20 protein-coding genes are annotated in these 21104 nt (G+C 69.1%); 13 read left to right on the forward strand and 7 right to left on the reverse strand.

Features of this window, described 5'->3' with window-relative positions:
- Window positions 1-76: 76 nt before the first annotated feature.
- Window positions 77-3238: a glycosyltransferase gene (locus LFM09_RS05045; RefSeq protein ID WP_414095062.1), complete on the reverse strand. Its 3162-nt coding sequence runs from the start codon at window positions 3236-3238 to the stop codon at window positions 77-79.
- Between the two features lie 30 nt (window positions 3239-3268).
- Window positions 3269-3565 carry a WhiB family transcriptional regulator gene (locus tag LFM09_RS05050; RefSeq protein WP_045315329.1) on the reverse strand — a complete coding sequence of 99 codons (297 nt, stop codon included), beginning with the start codon at window positions 3563-3565 and terminating at the stop codon, window positions 3269-3271.
- 245 nt (window positions 3566-3810) lie between these two features.
- Between LFM09_RS05050 and LFM09_RS05055 the strand changes: the two genes are divergently transcribed.
- Genes LFM09_RS05055 through LFM09_RS05070 form a run of 4 tightly spaced genes read left to right on the forward strand, consistent with a single transcriptional unit; the run spans window position 3811 to window position 7392 of the window.
- Window positions 3811-4566, forward strand: a complete 756-nt coding sequence (locus tag LFM09_RS05055) for a site-2 protease family protein (protein WP_414095063.1) — start codon at window positions 3811-3813, stop codon at window positions 4564-4566.
- A gap of 33 nt (window positions 4567-4599) precedes the next feature.
- On the forward strand, window positions 4600-5553 hold the full coding sequence (cofD, locus tag LFM09_RS05060; RefSeq protein WP_414095064.1) for a 2-phospho-L-lactate transferase: 954 nt from the start codon (window positions 4600-4602) through the stop codon (window positions 5551-5553).
- On the forward strand, window positions 5546-6868 hold the full coding sequence (locus LFM09_RS05065) for a coenzyme F420-0:L-glutamate ligase (RefSeq protein ID WP_414095065.1): 1323 nt from the start codon (window positions 5546-5548) through the stop codon (window positions 6866-6868). Before cofD ends, LFM09_RS05065 begins: the two co-directional genes overlap by 8 nt.
- Complete coding sequence (locus LFM09_RS05070) at window positions 6865-7392, forward strand: NUDIX hydrolase (protein WP_414095066.1); 528 nt, start codon at window positions 6865-6867, stop codon at window positions 7390-7392. Before LFM09_RS05065 ends, LFM09_RS05070 begins: the two co-directional genes overlap by 4 nt.
- Here the strand turns inward: LFM09_RS05070 and LFM09_RS05075 are convergent.
- Window positions 7389-8267 carry a DNA-3-methyladenine glycosylase family protein gene (locus tag LFM09_RS05075; RefSeq protein WP_414095067.1) on the reverse strand — a complete coding sequence of 293 codons (879 nt, stop codon included), beginning with the start codon at window positions 8265-8267 and terminating at the stop codon, window positions 7389-7391. The two genes, LFM09_RS05070 and LFM09_RS05075, sit on opposite strands and share 4 nt — an antisense overlap.
- Window positions 8260-9327 carry a sugar phosphate nucleotidyltransferase gene (locus tag LFM09_RS05080; RefSeq protein WP_414095068.1) on the reverse strand — a complete coding sequence of 356 codons (1068 nt, stop codon included), beginning with the start codon at window positions 9325-9327 and terminating at the stop codon, window positions 8260-8262. The genes LFM09_RS05075 and LFM09_RS05080 overlap by 8 nt, the downstream gene beginning before the upstream one ends.
- Window positions 9328-9428: 101 nt before the next feature.
- Between LFM09_RS05080 and LFM09_RS05085 the strand changes: the two genes are divergently transcribed.
- Window positions 9429-9815 carry a hypothetical protein gene (locus tag LFM09_RS05085; RefSeq protein ID WP_414095069.1) on the forward strand — a complete coding sequence of 129 codons (387 nt, stop codon included), beginning with the start codon at window positions 9429-9431 and terminating at the stop codon, window positions 9813-9815.
- 3 nt (window positions 9816-9818) lie between these two features.
- Here LFM09_RS05085 and LFM09_RS05090 read toward each other — a convergent pair whose 3' ends face one another.
- Window positions 9819-10727, reverse strand: coding sequence for a glycosyltransferase family 2 protein (locus LFM09_RS05090; protein WP_414095070.1), 909 nt, complete (start codon window positions 10725-10727; stop codon window positions 9819-9821).
- A gap of 20 nt (window positions 10728-10747) precedes the next feature.
- Here LFM09_RS05090 and LFM09_RS05095 point away from each other — a divergent pair, with 20 nt between their 5' ends.
- The 8 genes from LFM09_RS05095 to LFM09_RS05130 all read left to right on the forward strand — a co-directional run bounded on the left by LFM09_RS05095 (window position 10748) and on the right by LFM09_RS05130 (window position 18954).
- Window positions 10748-11719 carry a glycosyltransferase family 4 protein gene (locus LFM09_RS05095; protein ID WP_414095071.1) on the forward strand — a complete coding sequence of 324 codons (972 nt, stop codon included), beginning with the start codon at window positions 10748-10750 and terminating at the stop codon, window positions 11717-11719.
- Between the two features lie 80 nt (window positions 11720-11799).
- A complete protein-coding gene (locus LFM09_RS05100; RefSeq protein ID WP_414095160.1) occupies window positions 11800-12927 on the forward strand; it encodes a glycosyltransferase family 4 protein in 1128 nt (375 codons plus the stop codon).
- Between the two features lie 25 nt (window positions 12928-12952).
- Window positions 12953-13801 (forward strand): glycosyltransferase family 2 protein, encoded by an 849-nt coding sequence (locus tag LFM09_RS05105; protein WP_414095072.1) that lies wholly within the window; start codon window positions 12953-12955, stop codon window positions 13799-13801.
- A 3-nt stretch (window positions 13802-13804) separates the two neighbouring features.
- On the forward strand, window positions 13805-14323 hold the full coding sequence (locus LFM09_RS05110; protein ID WP_414095073.1) for a hypothetical protein: 519 nt from the start codon (window positions 13805-13807) through the stop codon (window positions 14321-14323).
- Complete coding sequence (locus LFM09_RS05115; protein WP_414095074.1) at window positions 14320-14868, forward strand: hypothetical protein; 549 nt, start codon at window positions 14320-14322, stop codon at window positions 14866-14868. The genes LFM09_RS05110 and LFM09_RS05115 overlap by 4 nt, the downstream gene beginning before the upstream one ends.
- Before the next feature lie 3 nt (window positions 14869-14871).
- A complete protein-coding gene (locus tag LFM09_RS05120; protein ID WP_414095075.1) occupies window positions 14872-17364 on the forward strand; it encodes a glycosyltransferase in 2493 nt (830 codons plus the stop codon).
- Window positions 17357-18448: a glycosyltransferase family 4 protein gene (locus tag LFM09_RS05125; protein WP_414095076.1), complete on the forward strand. Its 1092-nt coding sequence runs from the start codon at window positions 17357-17359 to the stop codon at window positions 18446-18448. The genes LFM09_RS05120 and LFM09_RS05125 overlap by 8 nt, the downstream gene beginning before the upstream one ends.
- The gene (locus LFM09_RS05130) at window positions 18448-18954 is read left to right on the forward strand and encodes a DUF6000 family protein (protein ID WP_414095077.1); all 507 of its coding nucleotides are present in this window, start codon (window positions 18448-18450) and stop codon (window positions 18952-18954) included. The genes LFM09_RS05125 and LFM09_RS05130 overlap by 1 nt, the downstream gene beginning before the upstream one ends.
- A gap of 223 nt (window positions 18955-19177) precedes the next feature.
- Here LFM09_RS05130 and rfbD read toward each other — a convergent pair whose 3' ends face one another.
- Both rfbD and rfbB read right to left on the reverse strand, forming a co-directional pair.
- Window positions 19178-20026 carry a dTDP-4-dehydrorhamnose reductase gene (rfbD, locus tag LFM09_RS05135; protein ID WP_414095078.1) on the reverse strand — a complete coding sequence of 283 codons (849 nt, stop codon included), beginning with the start codon at window positions 20024-20026 and terminating at the stop codon, window positions 19178-19180.
- A gap of 3 nt (window positions 20027-20029) precedes the next feature.
- Entirely contained in the window at window positions 20030-21016 is a 987-nt protein-coding gene (gene rfbB / locus LFM09_RS05140; RefSeq protein ID WP_414095079.1) for a dTDP-glucose 4,6-dehydratase, read from the reverse strand.
- Between the last annotated feature and the right edge of the window lie 88 nt (window positions 21017-21104).

A 21104-nucleotide genomic window follows, 5' to 3' on the forward strand; every position in this document is an offset into this window, starting at 1 on the left:
GGGGTCCCGAAAGCCCTGAACGTGACTCGCCGCCCGCCAACACACCAGGGGGACGACCTACGCAACCCGCGCGCCCCTACACCCCAGCCGCGCGCCGCCTCCCAGGAACCGCAGTCAAAACCGTGAACAACACCGCCGCAGCCTGCCCCAACAACAAAAAGTCCCTCAACGTCCCAGACATCCCAACCCGAACCTCAGCAGCAGACGCAGGCAGCGGCACCCCGACCAAATGCCCCCAAGCCCGAACCACAGGCACCCGAGCCCCGTCAACAGACACAGTCCACCCAGGCTCGTCCTCAGCGGCGAGAACGAGAACCCGCCCCTCCCCACCAGCAGAAACCCGAACAGCCACATCCGGCAACGAAACATTCACCGGCGCAACCCCAGCAGCAGCCAACTCAACGGGAGGCTCCCCACCGGTACGAGCCCGCCGAGCCAACTCCGGCGCCAACAACACCCCGGTGTCCCCAGCCAACCGCAGCCGCAAAACCGGCCGCCCATCCGAAGCCCCCGGAGCAACGGACACCAACTCCCCCGCAGCCCCCCGAACCCGCGATGCAACCTCCTCCGACGGCAACACAACGAACGAAACCCCAGACGAAGCAGCCTGAGCCAGCGCCACCTTCACAGCAGGCGCAGCCCCGTCCAACAACGCCGAGTTCCACCGCCGCAACCGAGCAGGCGAAGACACCGTCGGCACCAGATCGTCGTCCCCGAACGCAGGCATCCGCCCAGCCACCTGCCGCACCGGCGACCCGAGGATCAACACCGACCGCCCGGTCCGCTCCAACTCGGCCGTCAACGACGAGTTGAGCTGCACCCCGCCGTCAGCCCGCAACGGCCCAGACCGAAGATCCAAAAACCCGGCCACCCCGAGGCTGACAAGAGTCACAACACCAACGACGTACACGGCCCGACGCACGCGCGCCTGACCAGCAACTCCGGGCGCCACCCCACGCTGACACCCGGCCAGCACCACACACACGAGCCCCCACGCCAAGACCACCAACGGCGTCCCGGGCCACGCGCGCACCGCAGCCACAGCAGCCAACGACCCGATGGCCAGCACGACGACGAACAACCCGGGCAACATCGCCGAGCTCGGTCGCAGCACAGCGGCAGCAAAAGCGGCAGCCACGAACACCGAGCACACGATCAGGTTCGGCGGCGGAGACTCGAAGACCGCGCCGAGCCCGTTCAACACCATCTCCGGGTGCTGCAACAGCACAGCGGGCCAAGGCAACAGCAACGCCATCGGCAGCAACACGATGACGAACAAGGCCGCGATCCGCCGCGCCCCACCGGACACCGCGATGAACCCGCCCAGCGCCCCCACGATCACCAAAACGTGGGTCAACGGCGAGAACGCGCCCAACACCGCAACCCCGATGGCTGTCCCGGAGGCCATCGGCAACCAGGCGTGCGTGGACGACGCGCGCAACACCGCGTACACGCCGGCGAACACCACGGGGGTCACGACGTGGACGACGACGACGTCCAGCCGACCCTCGGCCACGGCCGTAGTGGCCACGGGAAGCAAGCCGTAGAACGCCGCCACCACCGCGCGCACGGAGCGCCGCACACGCATGCCCCGTGACGCGATGTAGGCCGACAACGCCGCGAGGGGGATATCGCCGAGCAACAACAAGGCGACAGCGAACGAAGGCCCGCCGGGGATCAGGCCGAGCACGGCCAACGCGGCGGGAGCCGGCGCCGCGGTCCCGCCGAAGACCGGATGCCAAGACGCGAGATACGTCGACCAGACCGAGCCCAAAGACCCGACCGGCAGCAAGCGCCCGCCGGCGAGGTCCAGGCCGAGCCGCGACCAGTTCGCCACAAGAGCGACCAAGGACAGCCCCAGCAGCAACCAGACCGGCGGCGCCAGCAGCAGCGACCGGAGCATTCGCCACTGATCGACTTCGACGAAGACCATGTCCGGGCGAGGCCCTGGAGATGGGCGCGGCCGAGGCGAAGGACGTAGCGCCCCCGGCAGAGCCGCGTCGACTGTCACCACAACGGGTGGTCGGCGGAGGCCGGCGACCCGAGGACGTCCGCGGGCGGCGCCGGCGGGCAGAGCAGAGGGGCCGACCAGACGGGAGTCCACTTCGGACGGTTCCAGCCACGCCGAGCGGGCATCGGAGGCGGGCAAACGGCCCAGTGCCGCGTCGGCCTCGACACGCCGACGGATCAGGAACGCCGCGCCGGCGCGGAGTGCGTTGCGGAAGCGGGTCAGGCGTGAGGTGAACAGGCCGCGGACGACGGCGGAACCGCGGCGCGCGCGGCGGCCTTCGAGCAGGCGGCCTCGGGTCAGGAGGTAGCGGGCGGCCCCTACTTCGGCGTGTGCGTCGGCGAAACGTCGGAGGAGAAGGAATCCCAAAGCGCGCAGCAAAGACAGCAGCAGCAGGCGTGGAAGTCCGATCAGGAACGAGAAACCTGAACAATTGACCAAGAATGTGCGCATGCCGTGTGCGCGGTCGACGCCACGAAAAGAGGGGCCAGGACGTGCCATGGCCGCGTCCAAACGACGTGCGCCTTTAGTTGCGGCGCGCGCATGTCGCATGCGTGCGACTGGTACGCACAGGACCAAATGACCTGCGCGGTTAGCGCGCCAGCCGAAGTCGACGTCGTCGCGCAGCAACGGCATCGCTTCGTCGTAGCCGCCGAGCGCGTGCCAGACCTCGCGGCGGATCAACGAACCCGCCGACGACACCGCGAGGACCTCGGTGCTCTGCTGGAACGAAGCCGAATGCTCGGAGGACGAGAGGCCCGTCTGTCGATGTCCTGAAGAATCCGTCGACAAACCTGCCTCTACGACCAGGCGAGAATCCACCCAATCGAGGCACAGCGGGCCCAGCACGGCGGCCGAGGGCGACACCTCGGCCGCGGTGAGCAACGCGGCCAGGCAGTCGGGTTCGGGCGCGCTGTCGTCGTGCAGCAACCACAGCCATTTGCCGGGGTCGCCCCACCGTTCGACGGCGTGCTCGACGGCGATGCGCACAGCGGTGCCGAAACCGGTGCCGCGAGGCACGGTCAGCACTCCGTCCAGCAGATCTTCCGCCTCCGCCAACACCTTCGGCGTGCGGTCGTGGGATCCGGTGTCGACCGCGATCACGTGCCTCGGGCGAATTCGCTGGCGCCGCAACGCGGACAGCGCCGTGCTGAGCCACTGGTCGCCGTCGTGGCAGACCAGGACGCACAGCACCGGCGCGGTCCGGAGCCTCGGGTGAGGGCTTGTCACGCCCTCAAGTTAAGGCAAAAAGATCACACTTCAGACGGCTCGCTTCTTCAGCTTGCGGCGTTCCCTCTCCGAGAGACCGCCCCAGATGCCGAAGCGTTCGTCGTGCTGGAGCGCGTACTCAAGGCACTCCGAACGCACCTCGCAGCCCAGACAGATGCGCTTGGCCTCCCGCGTCGATCCACCCTTTTCGGGGAAGAACGCCTCGGGATCCGTCTGTGCGCACAGGGCGCGTTCCTGCCAATCTTGCTCGTCGGCGGGGTCGAACAGGTACGACAGCTCGCCCTGTACAACCGGCTGCGCGACGTGATCTTCTTCGAATTCCTGCATTTCGTCCGCCTCCTCGCCTTCCGCTCTCCCCGGTTGGCGGACGCCAGTCGCCGCTCCCACAACGACGAATGACACCGATGTGATTACACCTGCGTCACAGCAGGGGGTCAAGTGGAGTCCACACGTCGGGGGATATTCGCGCGGATGGCCGCAAAAACCTTGACTGGTCGCACGGACAGTGATCCGCCTGTCGCAACAGGTGCCCGAACGGCCCACCACGCCAGCCGACACGCCACACTGGTGGGGTGAAGCGATCAGCGGTGCGCCCCAGTCCACTGTTCCTCGGCCTGCTCGCGGTGACGGCCGCCGGAGCCGTCCTCACGCTGCTGGAGGGCAAGGTCGCCGCCATCTCCGGCACCATCCTCTTCGTACTCGGCGGGTGGGCGGTGACGCTCTGCCTGCACGAGTTCGGGCACGCCGCCGTCGCCTACAAGGGCGGCGACTTCTCCGTGCGGGACAAGGGATATCTGACCCTCGACATCCGACGCTACACCGATCCGGTGCTGAGCATCGTGCTGCCGCTGGTGCTGCTCGTGTTCGGCGGAATCCCGTTGCCGGGCGGCGCGGTGTGGATCAACCACCACGCGTTGCGGTCGAAGAAGATCGAGTCACTCGTGTCACTCGCGGGACCTGTCACCAACCTGGTGATCGGCGTGCTGCTGGCGTTGGTCGTCACGCTGTTCTCGCCGCCGCTCGTGCTCGCCGCCGCGATTTCGTACCTGGCTTTGTTGCAGGTGTTCGCGTTCGTGTTGAACATCCTGCCGATTCCCGGTTTGGACGGCTGGGGTGTTTTGGAGCCGTTCATGTCGTACCAGGCGCAGCAGTTCGGTGCGAAGGCCCGGCCGTGGGCGCCGCTGGTGCTCTTCGCCGTGCTGATCGGCTTCTCCCAGGTGAGCGCGCTGTTCTTCGGGCTGGCCCAGGCCGTCTTCGAGCTGCTCGGCGGCAACTACCCCGTCGCGAGCTACGGGGCCGGCACCTTCATGTTCTGGCGCTCCCTCTAGGCGTGCGCACGCGCTGTGGAAGCATGGCAAGGCGTGAAGGTCGTAGCACTGGTCGGCGGGGTCGGCGGCGCGAAGTTCCTGCAAGGGCTCAAGACGTTGGGAGCCGACGTCACCGCGGTGGTGAACACCGGCGATGACGTGTGGATGCACGGGCTGCGCATCTGCCCCGACCTCGACACCTGCATGTACACGCTGGGTGGCGGGATCGACACCGAACGCGGCTGGGGCCGCGCGAACGAGTCGTGGACCGTCAAGGAAGAGCTGATGGCGTACGACGCCGACCCGACGTGGTTCGGGCTCGGCGACCGCGACATCGCCACGCACCTGATCCGCACCAGAATGCTGCGCGCCGGCTACCCGCTGTCGGCCGTCACGGAGGCGCTGTGCGACCGGTGGAAGCCGGGCGTGAAGCTGCTGCCGATGACGGACGACCGGGTGGAGACGCACGTCGTCGTCGAGCTCGACGACGAACCGAAGGCGATCCACTTCCAGGAGTGGTGGGTGAAGCACCGGGCCGGTGTGCCCGCGCAGTCGTTCGCGTTCGTGGGTGCCGAGAACGCCACCGCCGGGCCCGGCGTGCTGGACGCGATCGCCGAGGCGGACGCGGTGATCCTGGCCCCCTCGAACCCCGTTGTGAGCATCGGCACGATTCTCGGCATTCCCGGCGTGGCCGAGGCGCTGCGCAAGACCGACGCCGGCGTCGTCGGCCTGTCGCCAATCATTGGCGGGAAACCGTTGCGCGGCATGGCCGACGCTTGTTTGGACGCGATCGGTGTCGAGACCTCCGCCGAGGCGGTCGGGCGGCTCTACGGCTCCCGCAAGTGCTCTGACGAGGGCATCCTCGACGCGTGGCTGGTGCACACCGGCGACCGTGCGGACGTTCCCGGTGTCGCGGTGCGCGCGGTTCCGCTGCTGATGTCCGATGTGGACGCCACGGCGCAGATGGCCCGCGTCGCGCTGGAAATGGCCGGGGTGGACGTTGACTGACCACGCCGCCGCGGCGCTGGAGCTGCTGCCGGTACCGGGTCTGCCGGAATTTCGCCCCGGCGACGATCTGGCGGGCGCGATCGCCGCGGCCGCGCCCTGGCTGCGCGACGGCGACGTGCTGGTCGTCACGTCCAAGGTGCTGTCCAAAGTGGAAGGACGGCTCGTGCGCGTGCCGGCCGACCCGGAGGAACGGGACCGGATCCGGCGTGAGCACGTCGACGCGGAGTCGGTGCGGGTGCTCGCCCGCAAGATGCGCACGCTGATCACCGAGAACAAGCTCGGCATCGTGCAGGCCGCGTCCGGCGTCGACGCCTCGAACGTGGCGGGCGACGAGATCGCGCTGCTCCCCGTCGACCCGGACGGCTCCGCGGCGTCCCTGCGCAGCGCGTTGAAGGGGCTGCTCGGCGTCGAGGTGGCCGTGGTCGTCACGGACACCATGGGCCGCGCGTGGCGGATGGGCCAGACCGACGCCGCGATCGGCGCGTCCGGCATCCGCGTGCTGCACGACTACGCCGGCTCGGTCGACGAGCACGGCAACGAGCTGGTCGTCACCCAGATCGCGATCGCCGACGAGATCGCGGCGGCCGCGGACCTGGTGAAGGGCAAGCTCGGTGCGATGCCGGTGGCGGTGCTGCGCGGGTTCGACGTGGTGGACGACGGGTCGTCCGCCCGCGACCTGACCCGGCCGACCGACGAGGACCTGTTCCGGCTCGGCACCGAGGAGGCGCTGGCCCAGGGCCGCGCCGAGGCCGTGCTGATGCGGCGGTCCGTGCGGTTCTACTCGGACGAGCCTGTTGATCTCGCTGTGGTGAAACGCGCTGTCGGGGCCGCGTTGACCGCGCCCGCGCCGCACCACACGAAGCCGCTGCGGTTCGTGCTGGTGCGGGAGAAGCGCCAAGAGCTGCTGAAGGCCATGCGCGAGCAGTGGACCGCCGACCTGCGCGGTGACGGGTTCACCGACGAGCAGATCGCCCGGCGGCTCAAGCGCGGCGACCTGCTGGTGGAGGCGCCGGAGATCGTGGTGCCGTTCCTGGTGCGCGACGGATCTCACAGCTACCCGGATCCGCGCAGGTCAGAGGCCGAGAAGACGATGTTCACAGTCGCCGGTGGTGCCGCGGTGCAGGGTCTGCTGGTCGCGCTGGCCGCCGAGGGGCTCGGCTCGTGCTGGGTGTCGTCGACGATCTTCTGCGCCGACGTGGTGCGCGCCGTGCTGGGCGTGCCGGAGGACTGGGAACCGCTGGGCGCGGTGGCGATCGGGCACCCGACCGAACCGCTGACGCCCCGCGAACCGCTGGAAGGGCTGATCGAGCTGTGACACTGCACGCCGACGCGGTCTCGACGCTGAGCCGGTTCGTCGGACAGGACGCGTTGAAGGAGGCCTACCTGGGCTTTCTGGCGGCCCGTGAGGACGCCTGCCAGCGTTCCTGCGAGCCTGGGCATCTCACGGCCTCAGCGTTGGTCCTGGACGCCACAGCGGAGCATGCACTGCTGACGCTGCACCCGCGCGTGGGCCGGTGGCTGCAGCTGGGCGGCCACTGCGAGCCCGGTGACGTCTCGCTGGCGGCCGCCGCCTTGCGCGAGGCCACCGAGGAGTCCGGCATGCGCGGGCTGCGGATCGAGCCGACGCCGATCCACCTCGACGTGCACCCGATCACGTGCTCGCTCGGGAAGCCGACGCGGCACTTCGACGTGCGGTTCCTGGTGCGGGCTCCGGTCGGCGCGCAACCAGTGAGGAGCGCCGAGTCGGTCGACCTGCAGTGGTGGCCGCTGGACTCGTTGCCGGACAACGTCGACGACCTGCATCCGCTGATCGAGTCGGCCCTTCAGCGTCTGCGTTAGAACTTGCGGTAGTCCCGCGGCGAGAACCTCGGGGCTCGCCGCGGCCGCTGCATGCCCGCGGCCTCCAGGTAGCGAACGGCCCGGTGGCGCTGTGGCTTGTACGGCTCCAGCAGCTCCATCATCCCGTCGTCGTCCGTCGGCGTGCCGGTCAACGCCCAGCCGACGTTCTTCGCCACGTGGTAGTCGCCGACGCTGACCGCGTCCGGGTCGCCCCACGACCGTTGAGCCACCTCGGCCGACGTCCACACGCCGATCCCGGGCACCTTCTCCAGCAACTCCCGGCTGCGCATCTCAGCGGCCTTCTCCAGCCGGTGCGCCACCTGGGCGGCGTTGATCAACGTCCTCCGCCGCGCCCCGTCGAGGCCGCACTGGTGCCATTCCCAGTCCTGCAGGCCGAGCAGCCGAGAAGGCGTGGGCGGAACCTTCAGCGGCAACGGCCCCGGTGCCGCCGTGCCGAACCGGCGCCCCAGCTCGCGCCACGTCCGGAACGCCTCCTTGCCGGTGACCTTCTGCTCCAGGATCGAGGCGAACAGCAGGTCCCAGACGCGTCCGGTCGACCCGAGCCGCAGCCCTGGCCGTTGGCGACGGGCTTCCGCGACGATCGGGTGGTGGGCGACGAACTCGTCCAGCGGGTCGTCCGCGCCGAGCAGGGCGGGCAGGCCGTCCAGCAGCCAGACCCCGCCCTCGCCCCACGCTTCGGCTTCGATCACATCGGTACGACGAACGTGCAGAGTTCCCGGACCGCACGGGGTGTTCGCCGCGAACCAGATGCCGCCCTCCGTGGAGAAGGACGGATCACCGGGTCCGCGGCGCAGCGGTCCGAGCACCGCGCCCAGGTCGAGGGGGAACGGTGGTGTCCAAGATCTGCTAGGCATCCGTGCTGAAGCGCACGCCGGCCTCGGGCAGCACAACGCCCGGCCAGACCCGCGCTCCACCGATCAGCTCGCACCGCGCACCGATCACGGCCGAGTCGCCCACAACCGCGTCCCGCAGCACCGCACCGGACTGGACCAGCGCACCGGCACCGACGATCGACCGCTCCACGACCGCGTTCTCGCCGACGACCGCGCCGTCGAACAGGATCGCGCCGTCGAGCACCGCGCCGTCTGCGACCGTGCAGTTCGCACCGACCGCCGAGCCACCACGAACCGTGGCGCCCTCATGGATCGACGAGCCCTCCAGCACCAGGTAGTCGCCGGGCTGAGCGACCGCGGCCGACGGCGCGACACCGCGCACCAGGTCAGCGGAGCCCTGCACGAACGCCTCAGGCTTGCCGAGGTCGAGCCAGTACGTCGCGTCCACGTGACCCTGCAGCCGCTTACCGGCCTCCAACAGCCCCGGGAACGTCTCGCGCTCCACCGACACCGGGCGACCGGCCGGGATCGCGTCGATCACCTCGCGGCGGAACACGTAGCAACCCGCGTTGATCTGGTCGGTCGGCGGGTTGTCGGTCTTCTCCAGGAACGCCTGCACGCGCCCCTCGTCGTCGGTCGGCACGCAACCGAACGCACGGGGGTCCGCGACCTTCACGAGGTGCAGCGTGACGTCCGCTTCGTGCTTGCGGTGCGTGTCCACGATCCCCGTCAGGTCGACGCCCGACAGGATGTCGCCGTTGAAGACCATCACGTCCGGTTCGCGCAGCTTGTCCGCGACGTTGCGAATGGCGCCCGCGGTGTCCAGCGGCACTTCCTCGACCACGTACTCGAGCTCCAGCCCGAGCCTCGATCCGTCGCCGAAGTACTCCTCGAACACCTCGGCCTTGTAGGAGGTCCCGAGCACCACGTGGGTGATCCCGACCTCCTTGATCCGCGACAACAGGTGCGTCAAAAATGGCACCCCCGCGGTCGGGAGCATGGGTTTGGGAGCGGACAGGGTCAGCGGGCGAAGACGGGTGCCCTTGCCCCCGACCAGCACCACAGCTTCGACGCCGTGCACCTTTTTCCTCCTCCGCGTTACAGCAAGCCGTTCGACGGAATACTCTGACACGAAGCAGATCGTCATACGGGATCTGGTCCCGGCAAGGAGCTAAATCCGACATGGACCCCCGCGACCGGGCCGACGCCATGCTCGCCCGCGCCCGCGCACGTGGGCGGAACATCGTGACGCCGGACAACATGACGTCCCCGATGGACGCGTCCGACACGCAGCAGATCCCTCGCACGCTGGTCAACGCGATGGACCCGAGGCGTGACCCGGACTCAACGATGATCTTGCAGCCCGCCCAGATGGGGCAGCAGGCCCAGCAGCAGCGGCCACCTCAGCAACGGCCGGGACAGCCGATGCCCATGCCGACGCAGCCGATGCCGGTGCAGGCGGATGACGCGGAGATCACTCAGGTCGTGCAGCAGGGTGTGATCCCTACCGCGACGAACCACAAGCAGACCAGGACCTCGCTGACCCAGCGGCTCGACGGCGGTCTGTGACTTTCAGCGCCCGGCCCAGTCGCGCCACACGGTGCGGCGGGCGATCTTCGAGCGCGCCCCGATCACCAGCCGCTGGATCACCGTCACCGGCAGCCTGAGCAGCACCTCGCCGAGCACCCACAACCGCAGTCCGACCCGGAAGTTCGCGGCCTGCGGCACGTCCTTGCGGAACGGCAGCAACGCCGTGATCACCAGAAACCGCGCCAACTCCCGCACAGCCACGCTCAACGGCGCGCACCGCAGCAGCATCAGCAGCCGGTTGCGCTCGTTCCACCGGTGGAAGAGCGCCGAACCCGGCCGCGTGCTGGCACCGTGCCGGTGCCGCACCCGTGCCGGTCCGACCGAGATCACGCGGTGCCCCGCCAGCCGCAACCGCCAGGCGGTGTCGGTGTCCTCGTAGTAGCAGAAGAAATCCGCCGGCACGCCACCAGCAGCCCGCAGCTCAGACGTTCGCAGCAACGCCGCGCCGCCGCAGAACCCGAACACCTCGCGCCCGGCCAGCACGACGTCCTTGCCGTAGCCGTCCGCCGTCAGCGCCACCCCGACGGACTGCGTCGAGCCGTCCGTCAGCAGGATCGACGAGGTCGCCGCGGCCGCGCCGGGATCGGCTTCGAGAGCGTTCTCCAGCTCGGTCAGCCACGACGGATCAGGCGCCGCGTCGTCGTTGAGCCACGCGACGTACGGGGTGTCGACGAGGTCCAGCACGACGGCGAGCCCACCCGCGTAGCCGCGGTTGCGCGGCAGCCGCACGACCTCATGTCCGCTGATCAACGAGGCTGTGCCGTCGTCGGAGGCGTTGTCGACGACGATCGTCCTATGTGGACTCTTCTGGGCTTCGAGGGCGTCGAGGCACGCCGTGATGTGGTCACGGCCGCGCCACGTCACGACCACCACGGTGCTGAGTGCCGACACGGCGTGAGACGGTACGCGACGTGCCCGAGCTAGTAGTGCTGACCGAGCAACTCAACGCCCCGGTCCCCGGCGGTACCGGTCGCTACACGGCGGAGCTGCTCAAGGCTCTCCGGGAGACCGCGCCGGAGAGCTGGACCGTCACCACCGCGGCAACGGCGAACGCCGACCGCGTGATCAAGGTGCCGCGCCGCGCGCTGGTGGCGTTGTGGGAACGCGGTCTGCCACCGAAGCTCGGCCGGCACGTGCACGCCCCGACGCCGCTCGCCCCGTTGCCGGGCGCGGTCGTGACGGTGCACGACGTCGTGCCGTGGACGCATCCCGAAACCCTGACGCCGCGTGGCGTCGCGTGGCACCGCAAGGTCATCACGAAGGCCGCGGCTCAAGCACGCGCTCTGGTCGTGCCGACGCAGGCCGTCGCGGACCAGCTGCAGAACCTCGTCCCCGTCAAGGTTCCGGTCCACGTCGTGCCGAACGGCGTGACGCGGCTCGTTGGCCAGAAGCCTGACGATCTTCCCGGCACCTACGTGCTGGCCATCGGCACGATCGAGCCGCGCAAGGGCTTCGACCTCCTGGTCCGCGCGACCGAACGGCTCAAGGTTCCGCTGGTCGTGATCGGCCCCCAGGGCTGGGGAGATGTCGATCTGCGCGCCCCGCACGTGACGTTGCTCGGCCGAACCGACGACCAACGACTGGCGGACGTGCTGGCCGGCGCGACCGTGCTCGCCGCCCCCAGCCTCGCCGAGGGATTCGGGCTGCCCGTGCTCGAAGCGATGGCCGCGGGCGTACCGGTCGTGCACTCCGACGACCCGGCTCTGGTGGAGGTCGCGGGCGGCACGGGCACCGTCGTGCGGCGCGGAGATCTGGCCTCGTTGACGGAAGGTTTGCGGGCCGTGTTGGCGGATCCTCATCACACCGTCGAGGCCGGGATCACCCGCGCGAGTGAGTTCACCTGGGAAAAGACTGCGCGCGGTGTCTGGGACACACACGCGTAACGACCTGATTAGCGCATTCCCGCTAAACGCTTTCGCAAATGACATTACGCTTGCTGATCGTGTCGACCGTCGAACCCAGCGTGCTGATCGACGCCACCGCGGTGCCCGCAGACCGTGGTGGCGTCGGCCGTTACGTGGATTCGCTTGTCGCGGCACTGGATGCGGACGGCGCCAAGCTGTCGGTCGTCTGCCAGCCGCGCGACGAGGAGCTGTTCACCAAGATCGCCCCGAACGCCCGCGTGGTGCGGGCCGCGGACGCCGTCGCCACCAGGACAGCGCGCCTGGCCTGGGAGCAGACGACGTTGCCGCGGCTGGTGCGAACACTGGGCATCGACGTCGTGCACTCACCGCACTACACACTCCCGTTGGCCAGCAAGGCCGCTTCGGTCGTGACGCTGCACGACGCCACGTTCTTCACCGACGCCGTGCTGCACTCGTCGGTCAAGGCGCGCTTCTTCCGCACGTGGACGCGTGCCTCGCTGAAGCGCGCGGAACTGTGCGTGGTGCCGTCGCAGGCCACGGCTGACGAGCTCGTACGGGTCGCCGGAGCCGAACGGCGTGTGCTGCACATCGCGCAGCACGGCGTCGACACCGAGCGGTTCCACCCGCCGTCGCCGGACGAGATCACGGCGGTGCGGACCACGTTGTCGTTGGGAGACATGCCCTACGTGGCGTTCCTGGGCGCGCTGGAGCCGCGCAAGAACGTCCCGGCGCTGATCCGCGGATTCGCCCAGGCCATGGTCGGACGGGCGAACCCGCCTGCGCTGGTGCTCGCCGGTCAGCCCGGCTGGGACAGCCAGGTCGAGCGGGCGCTGGACTCGGTGCCGCACCGGATCCGCGTGATCCGCGCGGGCTACCTGCCGTTCGAGCAGCTCGCCGGTTTCCTCGGCGGTGCGGAGCTGGTCGCCTACCCGTCGCTCGGCGAGGGCTTCGGCCTGCCGGTGCTGGAGGCGATGGCGTGCGGCGCCTGCGTGCTGACCACCCGAAGACTGTCGTTGCCCGAAGTCGGTGGTGAGGCGGTCGCGTATTGCGGTGTCGGAGCGGGGGACATCGCAGCCGCGATCGCCGACTTGTTGGACGACCCCGCCCGTCGTTCGTCGCTGGCCGCATCAGGGCAACAACGTGCGAAGGACTTCTCGTGGGCCGTGAGCGCCGAACGTCATCGGCTGGCGTACGAGCGCGCGGCTCTGGTGCGTCGCCGACGGTGAATCGGACACCACTAATGTGTCGGCCGTGAACTACGGCGACGGACTTGGTGTCGTGACGGTCACGTACTCGCCGGGCGAGACGCTGGCACCGTTCGTGGACACCCTCGCGAAGGCGACCACCCGGGAGACACGGGTGATCCTCGCCGACAACGGCTCCACCGACGGCGTGCCCGAGCAGGTGGCGGCCGAACGCGAGCACGTCTCGTTCGTGCCCACCGGTGGCAACCTCGGCTACGGCGGCGGCGCGAACCGCGGCGTCGCGGCGCTCGGCCCCGAGGTCGGCTGGATCCTGATCTCCAACCCGGACATCGAGTTCGGGCCGGGCAGCATCGACACGTTGATCGAGGCGGCCGGGCGGTGGCCGCGCGGAGGCATGTTCGGTCCGCTGATCCGCGAGCCCAACGGCGAGGTGTACCCGTCGGCGCGGCTGTTGCCGTCGGTCGGCCGCGGCATCGGACACGCGCTGTTCGCCGTGGTGTGGCCCTCGAACCCGTGGACGAAGGCGTACCGGCAGGAGCAGACGCCGGTCGAGCGGACCGCGGAGTGGCTGTCCGGCAGCTGCTTCCTGATGCGGCGCGAGGCGTTCGACTCGGTCGGCGGGTTCGACGAGCGCTACTTCATGTACTTCGAGGACGTCGACCTGGGCGACCGGGTCGGCAAGGCCGGCTGGCAGAACGTCTACGTGCCCGAGGCCGAGGTCACGCACATCGGCGGGCACTCCACGGCGCGGTCGTCGGACCGGATGCTGCGCGAGCACCACCGCAGCGCGTACCGGTACCTCGCCGACCGGCACACCGGCGTGCTGTGGGCGCCGTTCCGGTTCGCGGTGAAGGCCGGACTGACCCTGCGGGTGAAGCTCCTCACGAGAGGCTGAGGGATGCGCGGGCCCTTGCTGCTGATCGGCTGTGGGTTCGCCGCTCTGGCACTCAGCACCGCGCTCGGCGCCACGTTCGGGCTCGGGCTGGTCTTCATCGGCGTGGTCGGCGGCCTCGCGTACGGCCTGGGCGTCGGCGGGCTGGCCGAGCGCAGGTGGATCATCATCCCGGCGTTGATCCTCGGGGTCGGGGCGGCGTTCTTCCTCGCGTTCGGCGTGCACAGCGTGCTGATGCAGCGGATCGGGCACGTCGAGCACTGCACGGTCACGCAGGCCGAGGAGCACCCGTTCACCAAGTACCCGTCGGTCGACTACGTGCTGGCGTGCCCGAGCGGTGAGGTCGAGCTGAGCCGCTCCTGGAACGACCGGCTGCTGATCCAGGAGACCGACGTGCTCGTCGCTCCGCCGTTGGAGCCGAAGTTCGCCGACGACACCCGATGGAACCTCTGGCTGGTCACAGGCGTCCCCCTGGCGATGATTCTTCTCGTTGGCGTCGCCAGGGCGGTCAGGAGAGTGCCGTGAAGCCGGTCCCGTTGATCGTGATCGGGCTGGCCGGGATGGCTGCGGCCGTCGTGCTGGGTGCGATCGCGCCCGAGAAGTACCAGATCGCGATCCTGGGCCCGTGCGCGCTGCTGTCGCTCGCGTTCGCGTGGGGCCTGGGCAAGCTCGGGCCCGCGTGGCTGATGCTGCCCGCCTTCATGATCGTGATTCCCGGCACAGCGGTGCTGGTCAGCGACGGTCACCGCGCGTTGATGGATCTCCTCGGCACGCCCGAGACCTGCGTGATCGAAACGGTCGGCGACCTCCCCGGTCCGGACAACCCGGCGTTCGCGCACCAGGTCGTCTGCCCCGACGGGATGGAGGAGCGGATCATCGTGCTGGGCGAGCAGGACAAGAAGATGCAGCCTGGTCCGGCCACCGTGCTGCGTCATCCGGTGATGCGCCCGCTGCTCGCCGATCGCAACAACTGGTCCGTCGAGTGGGTCTTCGGAGTACCAATCGCTGTCGTCCTGCTGCTGATCTGTGCAACCACACTGCGGGCGCGCAGAGTGATGAGGCAGGCTTAGCACGTGGATCGCGCATCTCTGCCCGTCGTCTCTGTCGTCGTCGTCAACTACCGCGGCGCGGAGGACACCATCACCTGTGTGCGTGGCCTGGCCGAGGTGGACTACCCGGCAGAGCTGCTCCAGGTGATCGTCGTCGACAACGAGCAGCACGACACCGCACGGCTGAAGGCGGAGCTGCCGGGCGTGAAGATCGTCCCGTCGGCGGGCAACCTCGGTTTCGCCGGTGGCTGCAACCTCGGTGTCGAGTACGCCACGGGCGACGTGCTGGCGTTCCTGAACAACGACGCGCGCGCGGACCGCAACTGGATCAAGGCCGCTGTGCGGGTCTTCCACGCGGAACCGTCGGTCGGCGCGGTCGCGAGCAAGGTGCTGGACTGGGACGGTCGCAAGATCGACTTCGTCGACGGCGGCCTGACGTGGTTCGGCATGGGCTACAAGCGGCACGTCGGCGAGGTCGACGACGGCAGCCACGACGCCCCGCGCGACGTGCTGTTCGGCACCGGCTCCGCGTTGTTCGTGCGGACGGCGCTGTACCGCGGGCTCGGCGGGTTCGACGAGCGGTTCTTCATGTTCTACGAGGACGTCGACCTCGGCTGGCGGCTGAACCTGCGCGGCTGGCGGGTCCGCTACGAGCCGGCGTCGCTCACGTTCCACCGCCACCACGCGTCGATGAGCACGATCGACCACAGCCGCGAGCTGTACCTGCTGGAGCGCAACGCACTCGCGACGCTCTACAAGAACTTCTCCGACGAGACGCTGGCTCGGGTGCTGCCCGCCGCCTTAGCTCTGGTGGTGCGCCGGGCGACTGCTCGTGGCGACATCGACGCGACGCAGCTGGAGATCACTCGCCGGCCCGCTGATGTTTCTGCGGATGCCGCACCGGTTGCCGTACCGCGGCAGTCGTTGGCCGGGTTCCTCGCGATCGACCAGTTCGTCGAGATGATGCCGGCGCTGGCCGAGTCGCGCCGGATCGAGCAGGCCGAGCGGCGGATGTCGGACACCGACCTGGTTCCGTTGATGCGCAAGGCGTTGGAGCCCGCGTACGACATCGGGCGCTACATCGTGGCGCACGACATCCTGGTCGAGGCGCTGGGCATCGACGAGGTGTTCGGCAAGCCGCGCAAGATCCTGGTGATCACCGGTGACGCGATCTCCGAGCGGATGGCCGGGCCGGCGATCCGGGCGTGGCACATGGCGGACGTGCTGTCCGGCGAGCACACCGTGCGGTTGATCACGACGAACCCGTTGTGCGACCCGCCGGACTCGCCGTTCGTGGTCGAGGGCGTGAAGCAGAAGCAGCTGCCGGAGAACGTCGCGTGGGCCGACGTGATCGTGCTGCAGGGCCACGCTCTGGAGATGGCTCACGAACTCAAGCAGCCGGGCTCCACCAAGATCGTGGTCTGCGACATCTACGACCCGATGCACCTGGAGCTGCTGGAGCAGGGCAAGGACGACAGCGACGAGAAGCGCGCCGCGGACCTGAAGAGCGTCACCCGTGTTTTGACGAACCAGCTGGAGCGCGGCGACTTCTTCCTGTGCGCATCGGAACGTCAGCGCCACTTCTGGCTGGGCCACTTGGCTGCGCTGGGCCGGTTGACGCCGACGTTGTACGACAACGACCCCACGACGACTTCGTTGCTCGGGATCGTCCCCTTCGGACTGTCGGGCAAGCCGCCGCAGCGCACCGGCCCGGCGATCAAGGGTGTCGTGCCGGGTGTGCTGGACTCCGACAAGGTCGTGATCTGGGCCGGTGGCGTCTACTCGTGGTTCGACCCGCTGTCGTTGATCCGCGCGATGGACCACCTGCGGCAGCGGCAGCCGTCCGCGAAGCTGTACTTCCTGGGGATGAAGCACCCGAACCCCGAGGTCCCGGACATGGACATCGCCGGCCAGACGCGGTCGTTGGCCGCGTCGTTGGGGCTGACCGGCGAGAACGTGTTCTTCAACGACGGGTGGGTGCCCTACACCGACCGGCAGAACTGGCTGCTCGACGCCTCCTGTGGTGTCACGACCCACTACGAGCACGTCGAGACCACGTTCGCGTTCCGCACGCGGGTGCTGGACTACCTGTGGGCGGGGCTGCCGATCGTCACCACGTCCGGCGACTCGTTCGCGGACCTGGTGGAGCGGGAAGGTTTGGGCGTCGTCGTGCCGCCGGAGGACCCGGTGGCGCTGGCCGACGCTTTGGAGAAGGTGCTCTACGACGAGGAGTTCGCGGCTTCCTGCCGTGAACGCATCGCCGTCGTCCGTGAGCGGTTCACCTGGGAGACGGCGCTCGCGCCGCTGGCGGAGTTCTGCCGCAACCCCAGGCCCGCGGCGGACCGTCTGCCGAGCAACGGGTTGCTGGTGCGCGCACCGCAGCTCAGCGCGGCGGACAAGGTGAAGCGGGACCTGCGACTGGTGCGCGAGTACCTGGACGCGGGCGGCCCGTCCGAGTTGGCCAAGCGGGCGACGGGGCGTCTGCGCAAAATCGCGCGTGGTGGCAAGCATGGCTAGATCCCCGAAACCGCTGTCCGTACTGCTGGACGGCACACCCTTGCTCGGAAACCGCACCGGAATCGGCCGCTACACAGCGGCTTTGGCCGAAGAACTGGCCTCCATGCCAGAGGAGGCCGACGTACGGGCGGTCGCGTTCACCTTGCGCGGCTGGCGCGCGTTGCGGACCGTCCTGCCGCACGACGTCACCGCGCGCGGCCTGCCCGTCGCGGCACGGGCGCTGCGCCAGATGTGGTTGCGTGCGCCGTTCCCGCCGGTGGAGATGCTCGCCGGGTTCTCCGACGTCATGCACGGCACGAACTTCGTGCTGCCGCCCACCATCCGGGCCGGCCGTGTCGTCACGATCCACGACCTGGCGTTCCTGGACTCGCCCGGTGACCTGCCGCCGTCGGACCGCCGGCTGCCCGAGCTGGTCCGGTTGTCGGCGCAGCGGGCGGACGTGATCTGCACGCCGACCGCGGCGGTGGCTTCCGTGGTGGCGGACCGGTTCTCGGTGCCGCTTTCGAAGATCGTGGTGACGCCGCTGGGCGTCGACCCCGCGTGGTTCGCGTCCCGCGCCCCCTCGGAGACCCTGCGGCGGCGGTTGGGTCTTCCGTCGGAGTACCTGCTGTTCGTGGGTGCGGACGGGCCGCGCAAGGGCCTCGAGTACCTGATCAAGGCGCACGCGTCCGACCCCTCGCTGCCGCCGCTGGTGATCGTCGGACCCGGTCAGTCCGGTGTGGATGGTGGGGTGCTGCGGACCGGGTATCTGTCGGACGTGCATCTGCGGTCGGTGGTGGCCGGTGCCACGGCGTTGGTGCTGCCGTCACGTGACGAGGGCTTCGGGCTGCCGGTGCTGGAAGCGTTGGCTTGCAACGTTCCCGTGGTGTGCTCGGACGTGCCGGCGTTGCGCGAGGTCGCGGGTGGGCATGCGCTGCACGTGCCCGTTGGCGATGTCGAGGCGCTGGCTGAGGGGTTGGCTCAGGCCGTTGCGGCTCCGGCCACTCCTGCTGCTCAGGCGGAACGGCGTGCGTACGCGGCCGAGTTCACCTGGCGGCGGTGTGCGGAGAAGACGGTCGAGGCGTACCGGCTGAGCAGGGCGTGATGTACGCGGGGCTCCTGCACGCGAACCTGTTGTACCGCATGCCTGAGCCCGAGCGGCGCAAGTTCGTGGCCGAGGTGATGGACACCGCCGGTGCCAGCACCGACGGCGAGATCGAGACGCTGCTGCGGTCGGGGTGGCGGGAGAAGATCGTCGGCGCCTACCTCGCCGGGTTTTCGCACCGCACGCAGTTCCGCGACCGGATCGGCGAACTCCTGGTGGAGAGCGCGACCTGCTTCGCGGGTCAGGGCTACTGCTTCGCGCTGGCCGCGTTCGGTGAGGCGGACGACGCCGAGTGGCTCGCGACGTATCTCGACAGGTGGCTGCCAGAACTGAACTGCCAGTACGACCAGCCGTGGGCGATGGGCGCGTTGCTGCACATCGACGCTCAGCGCGCCACGACGTACACGGACGCCTGGCTGAACTGGATCAACAACGGCTGCTGGGGAACCGGCTACCCGAACCTCAACGCCGAACACGAGACGATCAAGAGGCTGCTCGCGCTGTAGGGCGCCAGGAAACCCTGACGCCCCAACGGCTTCACCGAGAGTGCGGCCTCGGCGAGTGCTTGTCGAGCTGGCTCATCGACACCTGTCGCGAGCCCGTGACGGCGGCAACGCACTTGAGGAAGCGTTGCCGATCGGAATCCGCTGTCGCGGGACGCTGGGGGTTGCGCCCGGAATCGAACATGCCGAACAGGTTCTCGCACTTGGAACTACCGTGCCAGACCGGTCACTCCAATGGCGCAGCACCGGTACGGGGAGCTACCACGCCTGCCTTGAACGCCTCCGAAAGGGCGCTGCGCCACTGCGGCAACGGGCGTAGTCCGGCTGCTGCCCATGCCGCACCCGACAGCACCGAGTAGGCGGGTCGCGGGGCCGGTCGCGGGAAGTCCGCCGTGGTACAGGGCTTCACGCGCGCCGGATCGGCACCCAGCTCCTCGAAAATCGCCTGGGCGAAGCCGAACCACGTCACCTCGCCGCCACCGGTGGCGTGCAGGAGGCGTTCGGACGGCAGAACCGAGGCGAGCTCAAGAAGCCCGGCAGCCAGGTCGCGCGACCACGTCGGCGAGCCGAGTTGATCGTCCACAACGGACAGCTCGGGACGCGAAGCCTCCAGCGTCGCCATGGTCTTCACGAAGTTCGACCCGTGCGCGCCGTAGACCCACGCGGTGCGCACGACCCAGCCGCCCGCCTCCAGCACCCGACGCTCACCTTCGAGCTTCGTTCGGCCGTAAGCGGACTTCGGGCCGACCGGGTCAGACGGCTCGTACGGCCGCGTCCCGTCACCGGAGAACACGTAGTCCGTCGAGATGTGGATCAACGGAATGCCAACAGAAGCGCACGCCTCAGCCAGCAGACCAGGACCGACGGCGTTGACCGCGAACGCGCGTTCCTCGTCGGTCTCGGCCGCGTCCACGGCGGTGTAAGCGGCACAGTTGATCACCGCTGACGCACCGGCCAGATCAGCCGGAGTCACAGAAGTCACGTCCAGCGAAGCGGAGGACACCGCGCGGACGTCGGAGGACAGAGCGGCGAGGTCGTGGCCGAGCTGGCCACGACCACCGGGAACCAGGATCAACGCTCAGCCCTTCGCCAATGCAGCGCGCTCCTTGAGCGGCTCCCACCAGGCGCGGTTCTCGCGGTACCACTCGACCGTGTCGGCGAGACCGGTCGCGAAGTCGACCTGCGGCTTGTAACCCAGCTCCGCGGAGATCTTGGAGATGTCGACCGAGTAGCGGCGGTCGTGGCCCTTGCGGTCCTCCACGGGCTCGACGGACGACCAGTCACGGCCGGTCGCGGCCAGCAACTTCTCGGTCAGCTCGCGGTTCGTGAGCTCGGTGCCTCCACCGATGTTGTAGATCTCCCCCGGCCGGCCGCCCTCGGCGACGAGCTGGATGCCGCGGCAGTGGTCGTCGACGTGCAGCCAGTCGCGCACGTTGAGTCCGTCGCCGTAGAGCGGCACCTTCTTGCCGTCGATCAAATTGGTGACGAAGAGCGGAATCACCTTTTCGGGGAACTGATACGGCCCGTAATTGTTCGAACACCGAGTGATGCTCACAGGCAGTCCGTGCGTGCGGTGGAACGCCCGCGCCAGCAAGTCGGAAGAAGCCTTCGAGGCGGAGTACGGCGAGTTCGGTTCGAGGATCTGCGTCTCGGACCAGGAGCCTTCCTCGATCGAGCCGTAGACCTCGTCCGTCGACACGTGCACGAACCGGCCCACGCCCGCGTTCAGGGCGCCCTGGAGCAGCGTCTGCGTGCCGAGGACGTTGGTCAGCACGAAGTCGGCCGATCCCGTGATGGACCGGTCCACGTGCGACTCGGCGGCGAAGTGGACGACCACGTCGACGCCGCGCATCTGCTCGGCCACGACCTCGGGGTCGCAGATGTCGCCCCGGACGAACTCGAACTTGCCGGCGACCGGCGCGAGGTTCGTCTCGCTGCCCGCGTAGGTGAGCTTGTCCAGCACCACCACTTCGGCACCCGCGAAGGCCGGGTACGAGCCGCTCACCAACTCCCGCACGTAGTGCGAGCCGATGAAACCGGCCCCACCTGTCACCAGTACGCGCATGCCATTTCCTCCTGTGGTGTTCCTCGCTCGCAGTCTGTCACGTAGTCAATCGCTGCAACCCACAGCAACGTCACGTCGTGTGTCTTAT

The sequence above is a fragment of the Lentzea alba genome, from assembly GCF_047445655.1.
Classification (GTDB): domain Bacteria; phylum Actinomycetota; class Actinomycetes; order Mycobacteriales; family Pseudonocardiaceae; genus Lentzea; species Lentzea alba_A.

Bases quoted from the DNA above. Each gene is read 5' to 3' on its own strand.
- LFM09_RS05050 (WP_045315329.1), bottom strand. From the start codon at position 3,565: ATGCAGGAATTCGAAGAAGATCACGTCGCGCAGCCGGTTGTACAGGGC.
- LFM09_RS05075 (WP_414095067.1), bottom strand. From the start codon at position 8,267: ATGCCTAGCAGATCTTGGACACCACCGTTCCCCCTCGACCTGGGCGCG.
- LFM09_RS05085 (WP_414095069.1), top strand. From the start codon at position 9,429: ATGGACCCCCGCGACCGGGCCGACGCCATGCTCGCCCGCGCCCGCGCA.
- LFM09_RS05110 (WP_414095073.1), top strand. From the start codon at position 13,805: ATGCGCGGGCCCTTGCTGCTGATCGGCTGTGGGTTCGCCGCTCTGGCA.
- LFM09_RS05125 (WP_414095076.1), top strand. From the start codon at position 17,357: ATGGCTAGATCCCCGAAACCGCTGTCCGTACTGCTGGACGGCACACCC.
- LFM09_RS05130 (WP_414095077.1), top strand. From the start codon at position 18,448: ATGTACGCGGGGCTCCTGCACGCGAACCTGTTGTACCGCATGCCTGAG.
- rfbB (WP_414095079.1), bottom strand. From the start codon at position 21,016: ATGCGCGTACTGGTGACAGGTGGGGCCGGTTTCATCGGCTCGCACTAC.